Origin of the sequence: Gluconobacter wancherniae NBRC 103581, assembly GCF_007988885.1 — a bacterium.
GTDB classification, from domain to species: Bacteria; Pseudomonadota; Alphaproteobacteria; order Acetobacterales; family Acetobacteraceae; genus Gluconobacter; species Gluconobacter wancherniae.
In genome coordinates this window covers 1,441,516-1,460,046 of the sequence record NZ_BJUZ01000001.1, presented here as the reverse complement: position 1 = coordinate 1,460,046, position 18,531 = coordinate 1,441,516, and the positions used below count along the sequence as shown (strand labels likewise).

General features: G+C 55.0%; 19 protein-coding genes and 4 tRNA genes. 14 read left to right on the top strand and 9 right to left on the bottom strand.

Annotation, left to right across the window (positions count from 1 at the left end; translation table 11 throughout):
• The first annotated feature begins 26 nt into the window (after nucleotides 1-26).
• Complete coding sequence (locus GWA01_RS06865; RefSeq protein WP_146795229.1) at nucleotides 27-1,715, top strand: M3 family oligoendopeptidase; 1,689 nt, start codon at nucleotides 27-29, stop codon at nucleotides 1,713-1,715.
• Nucleotides 1,716-1,762: 47 nt separating this feature from the next.
• On the opposite strand, the gene GWA01_RS06860 is transcribed toward GWA01_RS06865, so the two are convergent.
• Nucleotides 1,763-2,329 (bottom strand): thioredoxin family protein, encoded by a 567-nt coding sequence (locus GWA01_RS06860; RefSeq protein ID WP_229315972.1) that lies wholly within the window; start codon nucleotides 2,327-2,329, stop codon nucleotides 1,763-1,765.
• A 31-nt stretch (nucleotides 2,330-2,360) separates the two neighbouring features.
• On the opposite strand from GWA01_RS06860, the gene GWA01_RS06855 reads away from it, so the two are divergent.
• Entirely contained in the window at nucleotides 2,361-2,690 is a 330-nt protein-coding gene (locus tag GWA01_RS06855) for a hypothetical protein (RefSeq protein ID WP_146795226.1), read from the top strand.
• Between the two features lie 3 nt (nucleotides 2,691-2,693).
• Here the strand turns inward: GWA01_RS06855 and GWA01_RS06850 are convergent, their stop codons facing one another.
• Nucleotides 2,694-3,134: a DUF423 domain-containing protein gene (locus GWA01_RS06850; protein WP_146795224.1), complete on the bottom strand. Its 441-nt coding sequence runs from the start codon at nucleotides 3,132-3,134 to the stop codon at nucleotides 2,694-2,696.
• A 125-nt stretch (nucleotides 3,135-3,259) separates the two neighbouring features.
• On the opposite strand from GWA01_RS06850, the gene GWA01_RS06845 reads away from it, so the two are divergent.
• From GWA01_RS06845 to GWA01_RS06835, 4 genes are all read left to right on the top strand, one after another.
• Nucleotides 3,260-3,853, top strand: coding sequence for a DUF4142 domain-containing protein (locus tag GWA01_RS06845; protein WP_146795222.1), 594 nt, complete (start codon nucleotides 3,260-3,262; stop codon nucleotides 3,851-3,853).
• A 10-nt stretch (nucleotides 3,854-3,863) separates the two neighbouring features.
• Nucleotides 3,864-4,448, top strand: coding sequence for a cob(I)yrinic acid a,c-diamide adenosyltransferase (locus GWA01_RS06840; protein ID WP_146795220.1), 585 nt, complete (start codon nucleotides 3,864-3,866; stop codon nucleotides 4,446-4,448).
• A 63-nt stretch (nucleotides 4,449-4,511) separates the two neighbouring features.
• A complete protein-coding gene (locus GWA01_RS13005) occupies nucleotides 4,512-4,655 on the top strand; it encodes a hypothetical protein (protein WP_186819477.1) in 144 nt (47 codons plus the stop codon).
• 10 nt (nucleotides 4,656-4,665) lie between these two features.
• Nucleotides 4,666-5,235: a hypothetical protein gene (locus tag GWA01_RS06835; protein ID WP_146795218.1), complete on the top strand. Its 570-nt coding sequence runs from the start codon at nucleotides 4,666-4,668 to the stop codon at nucleotides 5,233-5,235.
• A gap of 7 nt (nucleotides 5,236-5,242) precedes the next feature.
• On the opposite strand, the gene GWA01_RS06830 is transcribed toward GWA01_RS06835, so the two are convergent.
• The 3 genes from GWA01_RS06830 to GWA01_RS06820 all read right to left on the bottom strand — a co-directional run bounded on the left by GWA01_RS06830 (nucleotide 5,243) and on the right by GWA01_RS06820 (nucleotide 9,533).
• Nucleotides 5,243-7,135, bottom strand: coding sequence for an OPT family oligopeptide transporter (locus GWA01_RS06830; RefSeq protein ID WP_146795216.1), 1,893 nt, complete (start codon nucleotides 7,133-7,135; stop codon nucleotides 5,243-5,245).
• 71 nt (nucleotides 7,136-7,206) lie between these two features.
• Nucleotides 7,207-8,910 (bottom strand): alginate export family protein, encoded by a 1,704-nt coding sequence (locus GWA01_RS06825; protein WP_146795214.1) that lies wholly within the window; start codon nucleotides 8,908-8,910, stop codon nucleotides 7,207-7,209.
• A 32-nt stretch (nucleotides 8,911-8,942) separates the two neighbouring features.
• The gene (locus GWA01_RS06820; RefSeq protein WP_146795212.1) at nucleotides 8,943-9,533 is read right to left on the bottom strand and encodes a hypothetical protein; all 591 of its coding nucleotides are present in this window, start codon (nucleotides 9,531-9,533) and stop codon (nucleotides 8,943-8,945) included.
• A 102-nt stretch (nucleotides 9,534-9,635) separates the two neighbouring features.
• Here GWA01_RS06820 and ispH point away from each other — a divergent pair, with 102 nt between their 5' ends.
• From ispH to GWA01_RS06795, 5 genes are all read left to right on the top strand, one after another.
• Complete coding sequence (gene ispH, locus GWA01_RS06815; RefSeq protein ID WP_146795210.1) at nucleotides 9,636-10,655, top strand: 4-hydroxy-3-methylbut-2-enyl diphosphate reductase; 1,020 nt, start codon at nucleotides 9,636-9,638, stop codon at nucleotides 10,653-10,655.
• A 6-nt stretch (nucleotides 10,656-10,661) separates the two neighbouring features.
• Nucleotides 10,662-11,606 carry a homoserine kinase gene (locus GWA01_RS06810; protein ID WP_146795207.1) on the top strand — a complete coding sequence of 315 codons (945 nt, stop codon included), beginning with the start codon at nucleotides 10,662-10,664 and terminating at the stop codon, nucleotides 11,604-11,606.
• Nucleotides 11,606-12,058, top strand: coding sequence for a ribonuclease HI (rnhA, locus tag GWA01_RS06805; protein ID WP_146795205.1), 453 nt, complete (start codon nucleotides 11,606-11,608; stop codon nucleotides 12,056-12,058). Before GWA01_RS06810 ends, rnhA begins: the two co-directional genes overlap by 1 nt.
• Before the next feature lie 99 nt (nucleotides 12,059-12,157).
• Nucleotides 12,158-12,233 (top strand) — tRNA-Asn (locus GWA01_RS06800).
• Between the two features lie 154 nt (nucleotides 12,234-12,387).
• Nucleotides 12,388-12,463 (top strand) — tRNA-Asn (locus tag GWA01_RS06795).
• Nucleotides 12,464-12,539: 76 nt separating this feature from the next.
• Here GWA01_RS06795 and GWA01_RS06790 read toward each other — a convergent pair.
• On the bottom strand, nucleotides 12,540-13,766 hold the full coding sequence (locus tag GWA01_RS06790; protein ID WP_146795203.1) for an MFS transporter: 1,227 nt from the start codon (nucleotides 13,764-13,766) through the stop codon (nucleotides 12,540-12,542).
• A gap of 62 nt (nucleotides 13,767-13,828) precedes the next feature.
• Between GWA01_RS06790 and gpt the strand changes: the two genes are divergently transcribed.
• The 3 genes from gpt (at nucleotide 13,829) to GWA01_RS06775 (ending at nucleotide 14,575) form a co-directional block, all read left to right on the top strand.
• Complete coding sequence (gene gpt, locus GWA01_RS06785) at nucleotides 13,829-14,353, top strand: xanthine phosphoribosyltransferase (protein ID WP_146795201.1); 525 nt, start codon at nucleotides 13,829-13,831, stop codon at nucleotides 14,351-14,353.
• Nucleotides 14,354-14,403: 50 nt separating this feature from the next.
• Nucleotides 14,404-14,480: transfer RNA gene (locus GWA01_RS06780), tRNA-Pro, on the top strand.
• Nucleotides 14,481-14,498: 18 nt separating this feature from the next.
• Nucleotides 14,499-14,575 (top strand) — tRNA-Arg (locus GWA01_RS06775).
• Between the two features lie 168 nt (nucleotides 14,576-14,743).
• On the opposite strand, the gene GWA01_RS06770 is transcribed toward GWA01_RS06775, so the two are convergent.
• The 3 genes from GWA01_RS06770 to GWA01_RS06760 are packed head-to-tail and all read right to left on the bottom strand — an operon-like array spanning nucleotide 14,744 to nucleotide 18,399.
• A complete protein-coding gene (locus GWA01_RS06770) occupies nucleotides 14,744-15,316 on the bottom strand; it encodes a nicotinamidase (protein WP_146795199.1) in 573 nt (190 codons plus the stop codon).
• Nucleotides 15,313-17,013, bottom strand: a complete 1,701-nt coding sequence (locus GWA01_RS06765; protein WP_146795197.1) for a DUF885 domain-containing protein — start codon at nucleotides 17,011-17,013, stop codon at nucleotides 15,313-15,315. Before GWA01_RS06765 ends, GWA01_RS06770 begins: the two co-directional genes overlap by 4 nt.
• A gap of 39 nt (nucleotides 17,014-17,052) precedes the next feature.
• Nucleotides 17,053-18,399: a hemolysin family protein gene (locus GWA01_RS06760; RefSeq protein ID WP_146795195.1), complete on the bottom strand. Its 1,347-nt coding sequence runs from the start codon at nucleotides 18,397-18,399 to the stop codon at nucleotides 17,053-17,055.
• Nucleotides 18,400-18,531: the final 132 nt, after the last annotated feature.

The window sequence follows — 18,531 nt, the reverse complement described above, 5'->3', positions numbered from 1 at the left end:
GGCGGAGGAATGCCAACATCGTGTTCATGACACAAACAATTCCTCCGTTCTCAACTCTTTCTTTTCAGCGTCCTGACGAAGTTTTTCTGCGTGAACGATATGCAGCAGTCGCGGCATATCTGGATGCAGGTCACAGGCTGGAGGCTTTGCAGGCGTTTGACGTCGTACGCAGGGAATATGAGTCTTGGGCGTCTCACGTTTACCTCCAGTTCTCGCGTAATACGCAGGATGAAGCTGCCAAGGCAGAACGTGACTACGCAGACAGGCTTTCGCCTGTTGCCACAGACCACGAAATCACAATCAAGAAGCGCCTTCTTGCGGACCCTGATCGGGCAGGGCTGATGGAGATTGTGACGCCGCATGTGGTGCGGTTGTGGGAATCCGATACAACTACTTTCGATCCGCGGATCAGTCATGACCTTGAGGAAGAGGCACGTCTGACGGGCGAATACACCGCGTTGCTCGCGTCGGCGAAAATTCCGTTTGATGGAAAGTCGCTCAACCTTTCAGGGCTCGTGCCTTACCTTGAAAGCTTGGACCGCGATGTCCGGCATGCGGCTGAGACAGCCCGCTGGTCATTCTTTGAGGAAAATGGAGCGGCCCTTGATGAGCTTTATGGCAAGCTTGTCTCTTTGCGTGACCGGATGGCTAAAACCTTAGGTTTCGATAACTACACCGCTCTGGGCTATCGCCGGATGCGGCGCACGGATTATGGGCCCACGCAGGTCGCGGCATTCAGGGAAAAGGTGCTGACCCACGTTACCCCGCTGATCCAGTCCATTCTGGAGCGCAGGCGCCTGGAAATGGGCTGGGACCGCCTCCGGGCATGGGACGAAGCCTTGATCGACCCTAAAGGCAACCCTGTTCCTGCGGGAGGATATGATCTGCTGGTCGAGCGTGCGGAGACAATGTTCCGTGATCTTGATGCTAGCGGAGAAATGGCCGGTTTTTACGCCCGGATGCGCGATGAGGATTATCTCGACCTCAAAAATCGGGACGGCAAGGCAGGCGGCGGGTTCTGCACGTCATTTCCGACGGAAGGGACGCCATATATTTTTGCCAATTTTAACGGCACACATAATGACATCGGGGTGTTTACCCACGAGATGGGTCATGCGTTCCAGAACTGGAAAAGCCGTGATCTGCCCTGGATCGATCAGATTTGGCCCACCATGGAAGCTGCTGAAATTCATTCCATGGGGCTAGAATTTCTGACCTGGCCACAGATAGGAGAACTGGTCGAAGATGGTGCGGCTGAGCGTTATCGGCGCATGCATTTGATCGGAAGTCTGGCGTTTTTCCCGTATGGCGTCTGTGTCGATCATTTTCAGCACGAAGTTTATGAAAAACCACAGATGAGCGCTGAAGAGCGTCATGCGACGTGGCAGAGGCTTGAGAAGCTCTACATGCCGTGGCGCGACTGGGGCGATCTGGCATATCCCGCGAAGGGTGGCCGCTGGCAGGCGCAACTGCATATCTACCGACTGCCATTCTATTATATTGATTATGCACTCGCTCAGTGCTGTGCATTGCAGCTTTGGCTGCACTCTCGTGCTGACAGTGCGGGCACTTTGGAAACCTATCGCGCTTTATGTGCAAAAGGTGGTTCCAAGCCATTTTCGGAGCTTGTTGCGGAAGCCGGTCTTGCCTCACCGTTCGAGGCAGATGCACTTGCTGAGGTCGTTCAGGAAGCTGAGCACGTCCTGTTGGGATAACAGGACGTGGAAGCGATGATCCCCGGGTTTTATGCCGGGGATGCAGTTCACTTGCGGCTGTTCCACTCAGAAATCAGATCGATTACTGCCTGAGGAGACATGCTGCGAGCATTCCCCAGAGCTGTTGATCCATCGCCATTCAGTGCATGACCTTCTGGCGTAATGATGATGACGGTTGGGACAGCTTTGATCGTCACGCCATATTTCTGGGCCAGGTCCAGATTGGTATTGATGCGCCCAACATTGACAGGAACAATGACGAACTGGTTTTCCAGCCATTGTGCAGCATCAGGAAGTGCAAAAATCCCTGCGAGCATCTTGCAATCCGGGCACCAATTTCCGCCGAAAACGAGCAGAACGCGGCGGTGCGTTTTTGCGGCTGTCTTGAACGCTTCCTGTACCTGGGTATGAGCGAGGGACGTATCGGGGTATGGCTCCGCAACCGGAGGCGCAGATGTCTCCGTGAGTTTTGGGGCAGGCGTCGCAGCAGATGCTGATGCGAGTGTCCCTGCGGCGAGGGCGAATCCGGTGGCTGCGGCGAATAGGAATGTACGCATAAACAAGGCTTTCATTGATGTTGCCTGCTGCATGTCATAACGCAGGTTCGGGATCACGACGATTAAACCTCAGTTCAGTCGGAATATCATGTCTTCAGAAGATCGGTTAAAACACAATAAAAACAAGGGTCAGAAGGAAGTCAGCGTTGCCGTAACGCTCATCAGAACAGCGATTCTGATTGGCCTCACGCTGGCGTTTATGGCGATCTTTCGTTTCTGGAAGCCTGCCATTCATGGCATGCAGAAAGTTGCCGGGACCGGTGCGTGGCAATCGCTTTATGGCTTTTTTCATATAAACTCGGGGCTTGGCCGCGAGCAGCTGATTTTGACTGCGGTCATGTTGGTTTGCTTCGCACTGGCACTTCTGGCCCAGTTTATCGGGCTATGGCTGATCAGGATTTTCCGTAAACGGACCTGAGCATTAGTCCGAGCTCTTGCGGTGCGGAGCCTTTATTGCGGCCATTGCTGTGGCCGCCCAGGACAGGATCAGTAGGGTGCCACCGTATGGTGCTACTCTTCCTACTGAAACCTTGTCGAATGTCAGATTCGTAAAAGCGAGCGTTATTACCGACACGCAGAAAATGAGCGTTCCAGCCGCCATCATTGAGCACGACCAACGTGCCCAGCAGCGTGCCAGACGATCTCTGCCAAGGGCCAGCGCGCAAAGGGCAATGGCGTGCCACATCTGAATTTCGACGGCAGAGTGAAGCATGCCCCGGCCAGATGGAAGCGCGAACGCTTTGTCAGGCAGGTGTGCGGACAAGGCTCCAAGAGCTACGCCAGTCCCAGCAGCAAAAGCTGCAAAGACAAGGATACCTCGAAAGAAACGATCATGCTGCGTTGTCGTGGTGTTTGCGGACATGGCTGCAATGTAGCATGTCTTTACGTGAAGGAAGAGCTGACCTGTGGCATTGCCTCGTCTTCCGGGAGAGTGTCCTCGTCATGTGTGTCCTCTCCGTATCCTGTTTCACTAAGGAGAAGTTTCCAATGACGATCATCTCACGTGCGGCACTTGCTGCTTCAACTGCAATGCTCTGTGCTCTTGCCGCCTGTACTGCTCCGAATCCGCCGCCAGCCCCGCCGCTTCCATCCGCAGCGAAGGCATCTCTGAGCACGGCTGATGCTGCGTTCATTCAGCAGGTTGATGAAATGGACATGAAGCAGATTGCGATTGCGGGTCTCGCGGCGACACATAGCAACAGTGACACTCTGAAGGCATTTGCTGCTACTGTTGTTGCTGATCATACAACCAGCCGCGCTGCTGTTGCTAAGATCGCCTCAACATCAAACCTGACTGTCTCCGGCAAGATCGATACGGCTGATCAGGCTCACATTGATTCCTTCGCGCATCTTTATGGTTCATCATTCGACCGCCTTTTCCTACGTGAAGTTGTCAGCGGGAATGGTGCAGCTTTTGATACTGCCGCCAGCAGTGAAGCTCAGAGCGCTTCCTCAGCCGATGTAAAGACGCTGGCAGCGGACACGGTAAAGATGGAGCAGTCACATGTTGGCCGTGCTCGCGATCTGATGGGTGATCATACGATCCGTGGTCATCACCACAGCTTTGGCCGCCATTCCTGAGGTTTCGGGAATGAATATCCGCATCGATCGCGTGGTGACACGGGGCGGCGACGGGGGAGAAACCTCCCTCGGAGACGGCACTCGTGTTTCGAAGGGAAGTGCGAGAATAGAGGCGATGGGGAGCATTGATGAACTCAATGCGACCTTAGGCCTTTTGCGTTACCACGTGGAGCATGATCGTCTTGTTTCTGTCCACGTGGCAGATATCGCGCGCCTTCAGTCGTGTCTTTTCGATCTTGGTGCGGATCTTTGCATGCCAGTCACCGGGCGCCCGTCTTCACTTCCATCTGAAGCTGTGCGTTGGCTGGAGGCGCGGATTGAAGCTCTGCGATTGTCCCAGCCTGAATTGCGCAGCTTTGTTTTGCCAGGAGGGTCGCTCGTAGCAGCGCATGCCCATCTTGCGCGAACGGTTGCGCGCCGGGCCGAGCGGGCGCTCGTTCAAATGGAAAATGCCCCTGTTGGGGGTATGCGTTTTCTGAACCGGCTATCGGATTATTTCTTCGTGTTTGGGCGCCATGCCAATAATGACGGACGGGATGATATTTTATGGCAGCCGGGGACGTGGAAAAACGATGCAATAAATACTGGAGACTAGGCAAAGAAGCCTATTGTTTTGGTGACAGGGGCAAAATTCGCTGTTATATTGCGCCCAGTTCGAATGTCTGAAAATTCAGATATTTCCAGCTTTTCACCCTGTAGCCAGGCCATGCTGCTGTCGATCGGGAATTTCCTGATCGACCTTTCGTCCGTATCAAACGGGCAGTCTGGCTACCGATACATGCAGATCATTATATTTGGTTGAAGAACAAAGAATGCAGGACGATCATCAGGTCACCGAAGACGCACTGCGCCAGGCGCTGTCGCGTCTGGGCTCCGGTCGCTCCCAGAATGCACGCCATGCCCAGCAGCCACAGGAGCGTCGCAGGCGTTTTGTGCGTGATGGACAGGTTGTGGTGGAGCACCAGAACAGTCGCAACGCAGCGCCTCGCGTTGCAATTCAGGACGATCAGGACGAAATTGAGCGCCTGAAACAGTCGGTCAAGCGCGAGCAGCGCCGTTGCGAAGAATCAGAGCGTCATCTGGGGGAAGCTCGTGCCCAGATTAAGGTTCTGGAAACACGTGCGGCTCACACGCGTATTCAAGTTACTGAGCTCAGCAAGGAATTGCGCGAGCATCAGGACATTATTCAGACGCTCAAGGCGCAGGTGCATCAGGCACGTGAACTCGCAGCTACGGCAGCGCAGCGTTCTCCGCGCCCGGTTGGGCGTCCCCGCAAGGAACGCCCTGAACAGCCGGTAATTGATGAAGCGCCGGTAGCCGTTTCGGTTCCGGTGAAAGCCAAGGCTGAGCCTGAGCCCGTTCAGTGGTGGCTTAAGGGTTGAAGTGGGGTCAGGCGGATTGCCTGACCTTCCTTGCAAACCACAGACAGACACCAGCGAAGACAGCCCACCCCAGTCCGGATCTCATCAGGGCGGGGAGGGAAATGGCAATTGTGTCAGCACTGCCGGTCGCGCCTGTCATGGCTGCCAGTGCGACACCCACCAGACTTTCTCCAACGATAAAGCCTGAAGCGATCATTGTTCCGCGTTCCTGTGGGAAGCGGCGCAAGAGCCAGACCAGACCGGAACCGATTGCGATCGTGACGGAGACCTCCGGGGGAAGATAAATTCCCATCCCGACGGCAAGTGGTGGCATTGCCAGCTTTCTGCGGCGTAGTATCAGGTCTGCGACGATCATGCCGATGCCCAGTAGGGCTCCAATTTCCAGCATATTCCAGTCAAGACTACGGGTCAGGATACCTGTGGCAATGGCTGCCATCAGAGCGGGCTGGGGTGCTGCCAGCGCGTGTGCGGGGTCCATGCCGTCATGTGGCATGGCGCCCACAAATCCATAAGCCTGATAAAGAATTTGCAGGACCCAAGGAATAACCAGGGCGCCGGTAACGCAGCCAATCAGCAGCCCGATTTCCTGTTTCCACGGCGTGGCGCCAACGAGTTGACCTGTGCGGAGGTCTTGCAGGTTATCGTTGGAAATCGCGGCAGAGGCAGTGATTGCCGAGAGCATGAAAAGCCCGAATGCGATGGCGAGAGGGCGCTGGGTCACAGACAGTATTCCGCTGCTCTCAAGTCCCCAGAGGCAGAGCGAAATAATGATGATTGCAATAATCCCGACGCCCGAAATCGGTGACGAAGACGAGCCTACAATACCGGCCATGTAACCGCAGGCGCTGGCAACCAGGAAACCCAGACCAAAACATGCGATCACACCAAGAGCCACCAGCGTGAGCAACGGAGCACCATGCGACATGACTGGCCACAGGAAGTTCGTGAAAAGGCCAGTGAGTATGATGGCCACACCGACGCTTAAGGTGATCATGATTCGGGGAGAAAGATCGCGGTCGGTTTCGTCTTCAGTCGCGCGATGACTGATAGAAAGGGCTTCCCGAAGCCCTTTTGCGACTGGGCCAGCCAGTGTGAGGAGCGTCCAGATTGCTGCGACGGCGATAGCGCCTGCGCCAATAAAGCGCACTTTATGTAGCCAGATCCCTGAGGCTGCGGCCAGTGGTGCTGCCGAAGGGGTCAGATGACCCAGAACAGGCACCATGACACCCCATGCCATCAGAACGCCGACCAGCATTGCAATGCCGCCGCCAATTCCTACCAGATAACCAGTGCCGAGCAGGGCAAGTGAGAACGAGCCTGTCAGCCTGAAGGCAGAACTTCCTGCTGTCGTTGCAACGGAAAAGCCATCGGACAGGATGCGTAGGCCGGATGTTGCAAACGCGACACCAGCTGATACCAGGCTGCCTGCAGTCAAGGCGCGCAGACTGTCAGCGTCCCCTTCTGGAGAGGAGGCTCTGAGGATTTCAGCGCAGGCTGTTCCTTCGGGGTAGGGAAGGTCAGAGTTGGTGACCAGGGCCCGACGAAGCGGAATGGTGAAGAGCACGCCGGTCATTCCACCAGCCATGGTTACGAGGAAGGTCACGAAATAGGGAAATTCGTGCCAGTATCCGACCATGATCAACGCAGGTAGGGCTGCAAAAACGCAGGAAAGTGTTCCAGCGGCGGAAGCCTGCGTCTGGACCATGTTGTTTTCGAGGGTCGTGCCGCCTCCCATCAGGCGAAGCAGGGCCATTGAGATGATCGTGGCGGGAATTGACGAGCCAAACGTCAGGCCAATCTTCAGCCCAAGATACACATTCGCAGCCGTGAAGATTACGGTAATGAGCGCGCCAAGCACGATGCCGCGGATGGTCAGTTCTTTGCCGTCCATATAATTCATTCCGGAAGTGTCCCAACCATACGTTCTGTTACTGGGGCCTTACGATGTGCGGTCTGGCATCGCAACATTGTTCAGAAGGCGAAGGAGAAAGTGGACTGATAGAAGGCACCGCTTTTACCGCCAGCTCTGCGGATACCGCGAGAGGCTTCGAACCATGCGAAATCCTGAACCCAGTTCAGGTGTGGGGAAATCGCCCAGGTGAACAGTCCGTTCGGTGCGATGCCTACGAAATGCCCATGGAATTTTGGTAGATTGTAAGCAGAATTGACGGAATAGAGGCTGCCCCCATGTTTTTGCCGCCAAAGGAGAGGTGCCTTGATTTTCAGCGAGACAGAACCCCCGGGACTTCCGATCAGAACCGGAGCGACGCTGACAAGGTTTCCGGCACCCACATATCCAGTGTAATCCAGATAAGGATTCTGAGGGGAAAATGGTGCAATATACGTATTGACCTTACCCTCGCTGCGCGTCTCGTTTCCGCCGGAATACAGATCTGTCTGAAGTCCTGCGAAGGGGTGCAGAGGGCCTGCCGGATATCGGTAACCCAGTGTTGTGTTGATGGCATATGCCGAAACGTTCCGGCTATATGTTGAAGCGTATTGTGTAAATCGGCCGCCTTGCCAAAGTGCACCCAGCGCATATTCGAGATTATGGGCTGTTCCGTACCAACGAAAACCCAAATTGTTGCGGGTTGTGGCGCCTGTGATCGTGGATGGAATATTTGACGAGGAGATGTTGGTCAGCGTGCCGCTTTTCCCGCCCAGATGAAATCCGATCCAGAAAAGATCCAGATAGGATCGTATATGCTGGTTTCCAATATTGAAGGCTGGGACGTCGAAGGTAGTATCAAGGCCGTAAAGTCTTGTTGTCCAGTCCTGATTATCATGAAGCATTGCGCGCGGCGTAATATTTGTGCCGACGAAATCGTAGGCGTCAAAACGCACATGAGGGAACACGGCGTAGGCTCTTGGGCCATTCCACGTTAGTTGGACATTTTGTGTTTCACGATCATACATGATGTAAGACGGTGCATCGAGAAACTGCTGCCGCCCGAAGATGACGCCTGTGCGAGCGTTGCCAATGGTTTGTTGGTATTCGGCAAAAAGTTGTCCCACATCGAGACGTTTTCGAAACGTACTGTTGTAACCGTAGCCTGACCAGCCGGCCGCCGTGCCGTTGATGAGTTGCCCGAAAATCCGCACATGTTTATCGATATGGAGGTCGGCACCCACCATGTTACGTGTCGTGAAGCGGCCAGAATGAGAATGTGTATTTGCGCCCAGCATCGGAAACTGGTTGTACCAGTTGCGCGCGCGACTGCGCCCTGAGAGAGAGAGCCAGATCGTGCCATCTCTATTCAGTGCAATAAACTTCAGAGGGTCGAAAAAATCTTTCCGGGTCCGTTTGTCCCGCAGGTACGACCAGTCTTCTGCCCAAGGCGCAATTCCGTATCGGCCAACTGGACCGAATCCGCTGCCTTCGCCGTTTCCGCGATTGAAGTTACCCCATTTTGGCTGCTGCCCCACCGGTGCAATGTTCTGACTGGCAGTCAGCCTTCGGGCCTGCTCAATAAAGCCTGCGCGGGGGAAGTTCTGTATTGCGGGACGTTCGGCGTGATGAACTGTGATTCGTTCTTCGGAAGCTGCAGCGCTTGAGGGTGTTTCGGCCGTATATCCTTCAGAGAAGGACATGCAGAACCCTGTCGTACAGATAACGCGCAGCGGACGGCTTTTGGTGAAACGATGAGAAGAAAAAGACCGTCTACGCTGCTTCATGACCAGTTCCGGCTTGAGGAAATCCGGTCAGCTTATTCGGAATGAGAGTGAAACGAAACCGGAGGGAGATGCTGGCGGTTATATTGCAACTCATCCCGTGTCAGCTGGTAGCCAACTTCTAGGGTGTACGGGTTTGCCTGAGGGTTTGAACTCTGCGGGAGGTCGATGATTCTCAGGTCCGTGCGGATCTGCTGGGTGCTCACGTTCGGGGCAAGCTGGAAAGTGTCGGTAAAGATTTTCTTGTCGACGATCTTTCCGTCACGCATCACCGCCACGAAATATGGAACATCAATGGAGCCGTCCTTTTCAGCCGGGCCACGGGTAATGTTCATGGCAAGGCTCAGGCGGGTGCGAACCATTGACTGCTTGTGCGGGCCATCAGGGCCGCGTTCGCAGTTGCCAGAGAGAGATGTGATCTGGGTATGGCTGACGAGACTTCCCACATCGAGGCCCCGTCCGTCATAGACGAAGCGGTCCGATGCGACGCCAGGCATTTCGAGCGCCGGGCATGCGGGAGCAAAAAAGCTCTGGTTGGATTCGTCGCAACCGGCCAGGGTCGAGAGCGCCATCACGGCGAATGCCGGGATGAAGAAGGACGGGGCAAGGCGCCGGAAGGCTGGCATCTGCTGAAGAAACTCCCAGAAAGCAGGCCGGACGTTGCGACGAATGGCAATCCGTCCGATACTGGTCCTACATTATCGAACTACGCCCGCTTGGGGAACACCATGTCAGATCAGACGATTTTTGCCTCCGCCAGTGCCGACGGCGCCACGGCAGCATCCCAGAAAACTCTCCGTGTCCTGCTGGCCGGTCCGCGTGGCTTCTGCGCAGGCGTGGACCGTGCGATCCGCGTCGTTGAAGAGGCTCTGCGCCGGTATGGCGCGCCCGTATATGTGCGACACGAGATCGTTCACAACCGCACGGTTGTGGAAGGCCTTGAGGAAAAAGGCGCCATTTTCGTTGAGGAACTCGATGAAGTGCCAGAAGACGGCCACGTCGTTTTCTCAGCGCATGGTGTGCCGAAAGCCGTGCCAGCCGAGGCCCAGCGCCGTAACCTGCTCTATCTGGATGCAACCTGCCCGCTGGTTTCCAAGGTTCACCGCGAAGCCGAGCGCCACTTTGCCGATGGCGGGCCGAATCAGCGCCATATCCTGATGATCGGTCATGCCGGGCATCCGGAAGTTGTTGGGACGATGGGGCAGTTGCCCGTTGGCGCCGTAACGCTGATCAATGATGCAGAAGAAGCGCGCACGATCCAGCCAGCAGATCCCACACGCCTCGCATTCATCACCCAGACCACCTTGTCTGTGGATGATACGGCCGAGATTGTGGACATTCTGCGTGATCGATTCCCGCTGATCGAAGGTCCGAAGCGCGAAGACATCTGCTACGCCACGACGAACCGCCAGGAAGCTGTGAAGGCAATTGCACCAGAGAGTGATCTGGTGATCGTCATCGGTTCTCCCAACTCCTCCAATTCCCAGCGTCTGCGAGAAGTGGCCGAGCGCTCAGGTGCCCGTCGTGCGCTACTGATCCCGAAGCTGTCTAATCTGGACTGGAGCGTTCTTGAGGGTGTGAACACGCTTGGTATCAGTGCTGGTGCTTCTGCTCCGGAAAGTCTGGTGCAGGAAATGGTGAACGCACTTGCCGAGCGTTATACGCTGAAGATCGAAGAGCGGATCGTGAAGGAAGAAAACATTAACTTCCGCCTTCCTGGCCCGCTGGCCAGCGCGGACGAAGCCTGATCTGTCGTGGCCGTCTATACGGAACTGGCGGCCGAGACGCTTGAGGCGTTTCTTGCCACATACGACATAGGTCAGCTTGTCTCGTTTCACGGGATTGCTGAAGGCGTTGAGAACAGTAACTTTCTCCTGCGGACAACGCAGGGGGATTTTATTCTCACCCTGTTCGAGCGTCGCGTTCAGGCATCGGAACTGCCGTGGTTTCTGGGGCTCATGCAGCATTTGGCCCAAGCAGGGCTGACATGCCCTCTCCCGGTGAATGACCGGGAGGGGAAACCCCTGAAGATTCTTGCGGGACGGCCAACGGCAATCACCACGTTTCTTCCCGGTGTATCTGCGTCTGTTCTGGATGAGGGGCTTTGCCGGGAACTCGGTGCGGCGCTTGCGAAGCTGCATCTTGCTGGCAAAGGCTATAGTGCCACGCGTCGAAATGCTCTTGCACCTGACGCATGGGGACCGCTCCTTCGAAGCTGCAGTGGAACGGGCGATACGATTCTGCCGGGCCTTACATCTGAGTTGGAGCAGGGTTTGGAACGGATCGTTGCTGAATGGCCTGCGAAGGATGCACTCCCTACGGGACAAATCCATGCGGACCTATTCCCTGATAATGTGTTTTTCAGGGACGGGCAGGTATCTGGTCTGATTGACTTCTATTTCGCATGCACCGACTTCCTTGCGTATGATCTGGCGATCTGTCTCAACGCATGGACGTTCACGGATGAGCGTATTTTTAACTCTGCGTTCTTTATGGCTCTTTTGGAAGGATATGAAGCAGTCCGCCCATTGTCTGCCGCTGAGAAAAATGCGCTTCCGATCCTGTGTCAGGGGGCTGCGATGCGTTTTCTGCTGACCAGACTTTATGATTGGATCAATACCCCCGCCAACGCGCTCGTAACCCGGAAGGATCCGCTCGCGTATCTCTGGCGGTTACGACATTTTCAGGGGCGGCACTGATGTCTGAAACTGATTCGGATCAGACATTCGTGCAAGTCTGGACGGATGGTGGCTGTAAGCCAAATCCTGGACCAGGCGGATGGGGGGTGCTCCTACGGTGCAAAGGCAAAGAGCGAGAAATGCTCGGTGGTCATCCTGAGACAACCAATAACAGGATGGAACTGACTGCAGCGGCAGAGGCACTGGAAGCTCTGACACGTCCTTGCAAGGTCCAGCTTCATACTGACAGCGAGTATCTTAGAAACGGAATTACGCGCTGGCACTCGGGCTGGGTCCGTCGTAACTGGCGTAATGCTGCGGGCGACCCTGTTGCGAATATGGATCTTTGGCGCCGTATTCTGGATGCAGCAAAGCCGCACGATATCGAATGGCTGTGGGTCAAGGGACATTCAGGCGATGAAAATAACGAACGCGTTGATGTTCTGGCGACGAAAGGCCGTGAAAACCTCTGAATAATCAGGCTTTTCGCGAAATTTTCTCTGAAATGTAAAAAAATCCGGGAGAGGGGGCTTTACCCGCCCGGCAGCATTGGCTAGATAAGCCCTCGCTGGTCCCGAATAGCTCAGTTGGTAGAGCAAGCGACTGTTAATCGCTGGGTCGTAGGTTCGAGTCCTACTTCGGGAGCCAGCCTTTTCTCCTAAAAATTTGCTTTTACATGGCTTTTTAAAGAGCTTTTAGGTCTTCTGCGCAATAAAGAGATCTCGCAGGGAATCCGTGTAAAAAAACCTTTGTATAAGGGGTTTACCCGCCGAACTCGTTTGGCTAGATAAGCCCTCGCTGGTCCCGAATAGCTCAGTTGGTAGAGCAAGCGACTGTTAATCGCTGGGTCGTAGGTTCGAGTCCTACTTCGGGAGCCACAGCTTTTTCATGAAACTGATATGTACTAGCCTTAGACGAAGCACAGCCTTCGCCTGAGCAAAGGCTGTTTGTTTTTTAGACTTCCTCAGGCTTTACGTCTTCCAGTCTATCCAGCTTCCACAGGCGTGGGAACATTGGGATCCACGTTATTGCGACGACGATTGTCCCGATACCGCCTGCGACGACCGCTGCTTCGGGGCCTATGGCCGTTCCAAGCATTCCGCTTTCGAATTCGCCCAACTGGTTACTCGAGCCAATGAACAGGGCATTTACTGCTGATACGCGTCCACGCATCGAATCGGGCGTAGCGAGTTGTATGAGCGATCCACGAATCACCATGCTGATGACGTCAGATGCCCCAAGAACCAACAGTGCCAGAATCGAAAGCCACGCAACATGAGAGATACCAAAGACGATTGTGGCAATTCCGAACACCACGACTGAAATCGTCATGGTGCGCCCTGCGTGACGTCCGAGGGGGCGCGTAGAGAGCCACCATGACATCAACAGCGCGCCTATAGCGGGTGCAGCGCGGAGCAGGCCAAGCCCAACCGGGCCTACATGCAGGATACTGTCAGCATATACCGGCAGCATCGCGGTTGCCCCGCCCAGCAGGACCGCAAACAGATCCATTGAAATAGCGCCCAGAAGGTCGCGACGTTTGTTTAGAAATCCCATACCAGCAAATACGGATGCCAGCGTGATGGGAGCTTTCGGGGGAGGGGTGTGATCCAGGCGCAGGGCAAGTGTGCCGCAAAAGGCAATGACAAAGCCCAGTGTGGAAATGCTGTAGCAGGTAAAAGGTCCCAGCCCGTACAGGAGCCCCCCGAGACTCGGCCCTACGATCGAAGCCGTCATGAACAGGGACGACATCAGAGCCTGAGCGCGTGGCAGGAGTGCCGGGGGGGCAATGGCTGGCAGGAAAGCCTGCTGGCAGGGCATTTCAAAGCTTCGGATCGCGCCATACATCGCCGCGAAAAGATAGATCATGATCGGGGTCAGGGCATGCATCCATGCAGCAAGAGCAATAGCTGCCGTGCTGAGGATTTCGACGATCTGGCAGAGAAGAACGATCGTGCGCCGGTTGAAGCGGTCTGCAACGTGGCCAGAGACGAAGGTCAGTGGAACCATTGGCAGGAACTGGACCAGCCCCAGATAACCAAGGGCGGCAACGCTGTGTGTCAGCGTGTAGATCTGCCACCCGATAGCGATGGTCATCGTGGTCGCGGATAGCTGCGAGAAAATTCTTCCGACGATAAGGGCCGGAAGGCCTGGGAGGGAGCGTAAAGCCGGGTCAGTCATTTGAGTATCTATAGGCAATTCAGTGACGCAAGTTTATTGCAAAATCGCGCTGTGGAGGGCAGATGATGAGCATGACAGCCACACAGACAGCGAAACCATCCATGCCCATCACCTACGCTACAGTTACATGGGACCAGCTCCATCGTGATGCACGCCAGCTCGCTGCATCTTTGATGAAAGAACACGGTCCGTTCCGCGGGATCGTTGCGATCACGCGAGGCGGCCTCATTCCTGCTGCGATTCTCGGTCGTGAGATGGGATGCCGGCTTATCGAGAGCATTTCCGTCATCAGCTATGCCGAAGAAGAAGGCTCCCAGCACAAGCCAAAGGTTGTGAAGCCTGCGCCTGCTGCTGGCGATGGAGAAGGTTTTCTGATTGTAGACGATCTCGTCGATTCTGGAATCACGGCAAAGCTTGTCCGCGAACTGATGCCAAAGGCTGTTTTTGCATGCCTGTATGCAAAACCTGACGGAAAACCACACACCGATCACTTCGTAACTGAGGTCGCACAGGATACTTGGGTGCTGTTTCCGTGGGATACAGCACCACTTTTTGTTCCTCCGCTCGTAAGAAGCGAAGAAGATTGAAAAAACCCTCTTGCTTATCCGGAACTTAGCCCCTAGGTTCCGCTTCGGTTCGGGGCGTGGCGCAGCCTGGTAGCGCGCTTGTTTTGGGTACAAGAGGCCCCCGGTTCGAGTCCGGGCGCCCCGACCAGTCACAGAGGATATTGCTGCGCCCTTAGCTCAGCTGGATAGAGCAACAGCCTTCTAAGCTGTGGGTCGATGGTTCGAGTCCATCAGGGCGCACCATCTTCGCGCTTTTTCCTCGTCAGATCCAATACGAAAAAAACCTTATTGTTTGATTGCCCTGAATGCGGGCAATTGGCTTTTTCTGAGAGCTGGGTCCGCCCTTGCGAATCGTGTATCGCCTGCGGCGCCTCAGGTCTTTAGCTGATTCGGTAAGTTCTTCAGAAAAAATTAGATTTTCGCGAGGTCGGTTAGCCGAATCGTAGCTTTCTCAAATTTTGAAAAAAGATCGGAGCAATCGTCTGCGATCGACCGGCAGGCTTCGGGGATGACATGGACTTCGTAGCCTAGATTCGCTGCGTCGAAGGCTGTTGCTGCGACACAGTAATCCAAGGCCACACCCGTGATGAAAACTCGCTGTATGCCGAGGTTTTTCAAAAGCCCGTCAAGACCGGTTTTTGTCTCGCGGTCATTATCCAGAAAAGCGGAGTAACTGTCCCGACTTGGGGATGTACCCTTCCGTATGATCTGTGTGATGGGACGCTCATCCAGCAACAGCGGAAATTTCGCCCCTGATGTGCCTGCAACACAATGCACCGGCCATGGGCCCCCTTGTTCCTTGAAGGAGCAGTGTCGCGCTGGGTGCCAGTCCTGACTTGCGATAATCGCTCCGAACGGCTCGTGGGCCAGTCTATTGATCGGTTCAACAACTTCGGTGCCGTTCGGCACAGCAAGGGCCCCACCGTCAAGAAAGTCGTTCTGCACGTCAATAATGAGCAGGGCATCATGCGCGGTGATGATCAAAGGAGGTCTCCGTCCTGACCTGTCATCTCGCGGCGGATTGCTCTGAGCGGTACGAGGCCTGATCCCATAATGGCATCATGAAATTTCTGTAGTGAAAAGCTGTTTCCCTGTTTTTGCTGCAGATCTTTACGGAGTTTCAGGATCATCAGTTTTCCCAATGTATAGGAAAAATATCCCGGATCGACGGTACCGCGCCGTGCTTCCCTGTAAGCTGCCGCCGGTGACTGAAAACAACGGGTTTCCATCATCTGTGTCGCCTGCAGCAGGGACATGCCCTGCATATGCATTCCAAACGATACCAGAAGGCGACAATCACGCAGCACAGCATCCTGTAATTGCATCAGGTGAAGGGCGGGGCTGTGATCATCTGCGCCCTGTTCCACCATCATCTGCTCGCCATAATGCGCCCATCCTTCCGTTGTGGTGTAGGAATTTGCGCCTCTGCGAATCAACGACCACTCCGGATGTGCATACAGATAAAGCCCCTGCACGAAATGACCGGGCATAACTTCGTGAATGGTGGTGTTCAGGAGCGCGGGGCGATTGAAATCCTCCAGGGCTTCTTCAGCCTGCAATGGTGTGAGGGCTGGGGAGGGCGGCGTGATGTCGTAAAATGATGGCAGGAACGTTTTTTCGAATGGTCCGGGCCATTCGGTTGCGGCCGAAATAAGGGCCTGCTCGAAAGGCGGTGTCGCCACGACTTCGGGCAAAACCAGCGATGGCAGCGTTACAAGGTGGTGGGCAATCACAAAATCCTGCAATTCCTTCAACTGGCTTAACGCTGTGGGAATGAGGTTTTGGAGGGAGGGATGGTCCTGTCGGATCTCCTGCAACGCGCTCATCGGATGCTTCGGATCTATTTGAGCTGCAACTTGTAGGAAATCTGCTCTGTCTTTCTCCAGATTCTGTTCACCCAATGAGATGATTGTCTCAGGTGGGGTATCCACCATATCGGCTGCGAGCAGGGTTTTCATTGCTTCGCGCCCAAGAACGAAATTTCCATCCGGCTTCAGCTGCAACAAAAAAGACCGGAAATGCTGAAGGGCGGCCACGGCATCACGGCCAGCATTGGCCAGCTCACTCTGCAATTGCGGATTATGGACGTCAGAAAAGGCCGTAGGAACATCGTTGCCGATAAATCCCAGAGCGCCCAGAAGATCTTCATCCGCCACTTCGATAAAAACTGCTGGTACGTGGTCTAGTTGTCTGGGGGCGGCAGACAAAAAGGCTGGAAACTGTCTGAGGCGCGCTATCGCCGCTTTCATGCGTGCTTCAGGCGTTGCGTAGTTACGTGCAATCAGCCCGTACAGCGAGTTCGTTACAAGATAAATGTAATGGTCTGGATCATGCCGATAAGGCTTTATGACCTCGTTCAGGAGGAGCTCACCTTTCAGGCTGGCAAGCAGAATGTCGCGGTCATCTTTTTCTTGCAGCGACGCACCAGACATGTCGAGTGCCTGAAGTTCTTCCTGTTCTGCATGGAGCCTGAGTGTCTGCGTGGCAATAAACTGCTCTGAAACGTCATTGAGACGTGCATCACCATCATGCACACCTTCCATGGTGGCATCGACAGGGTCAGCGGCCCATTCTGCATGGTAATGAGCACGGGCAATTTCAGCCAGAGAGGCAGCACTCGCCGGGCCGCCAGAGACGGTTCCCGCGGAAAGCAGGGTTGCAAGAACAAGAATGTGCTTCATTTGCACATCCTAGTCTTGCAACACGTTGTTAGGGAAGCGTCATGGTATGCGAGAAACCAGAAGCTGATTGATACGAAAGCCTTCGACGTCCACCACTTCAAAACGAAACCCTGAAGACTCAACCCGATCAGCTTTTCTTGCCATCCGCCGCAGCCTGTTCATGACAAAGCCGCCAACGGTGTCAAAATTCTGTGCGTCTTCAAACATAGGGATATCGAGTTCACGGATAACATCTCCGATGGGGGCTGCTCCATCAATCAGCCATGAATGTTCATCACGGCGAACAATGGCCTGCTCCTCGAACGGGCTTACGAGCCCGTCCATCAGTGCACCCATGATATCCTTGTAAGTGATCAGCCCTACTACAAGCCCGTATTCATTAACGATTAATGCGAAGCCTGCGGAATGCGCATCAAACTGCGCGAGTGTTTCCCACAGATTGAGTGTGTCTGGCAGGGAGAGAACATCGCGGCGTCTTTTGAAAATCTGGCTCGTAATCGGAGTGGTCGCATCGAGCGTGCCAGGTTCGTCCACGACTGCCACAAGAACGTCTTCGGCGCGGATGGAGCCAATAACGCGGTCTAGCCCGCCATCGCATAGTGGATAGCGGGAATATGGTCGGACCCGGACTTTGTCGCGCTGACTTTCCAGACTTTCCTGTACGTCGAGATATACGATCTCGTCACGAGGCGTCATGGCCGACGTGACGGAGCGATCCTGAAGACCCAGAACATTCTGGATCATCTGATGTTCCTGCTCCAGCAGGACGCCAGATGCCGTACCGGCCGCGAGGATGGCCCGAAGGTCCTCAGGGGTAACAGGCTCCACGGTGGCAGCAGCAGGGATACGCATGAGCCGCAGAAGAACGTCCGAAATTTTTGAAAAAACCCAGACCGCGGGATAAAGCACTTTGAGTGCAAGAGCAGGGAACCAGCCCACCATGAGCGCGACCCGGTCTGGGGCGTTCATGGCGACGCGCTTTGGAAGCAGATCTGCAAACAGAACGAAAAGGCCGGTCACGAGCACAAATGCGGAGACAGATCCAATCTGGTGGGCCAACGTGCCTGAAAGGCCTATTGCCATAAAAGTTTCACCAAGCGGATCGCTCAACATCGATTCGCCAATGACGCCGCCGAGCACGCCCACGGCATTCAGGCAGATCTGGAGAACGGTAATAACCTGCCCGCTGTTCCGGCGAAGCTTCAGAAACGCGACAGCACGTCTGTCTCCAGCCTCTGCCTTGGCGCGCAGCCGGACGTCACGTGCAGCGGCAAACGATATTTCGGACAGGGAAATAAGGACCGAGACGGCGATCAGCGCGGCCATGGCGGTCAGGCCCAGCAGGAAAAGAACAATCAGATGCTGGGAGGGGGATGGTAAAGACATGCGGGTCTGATCATAGACCAGAACCGACGGATTGCGCCATCGGGGGACTTGCCCGTGTCACACATGTCAGCTCTGTCGGTGGGCATTTTAGGTGCCTGTCGGGTGACCCGGGAGGTCAGAAGCTTAGCAAAG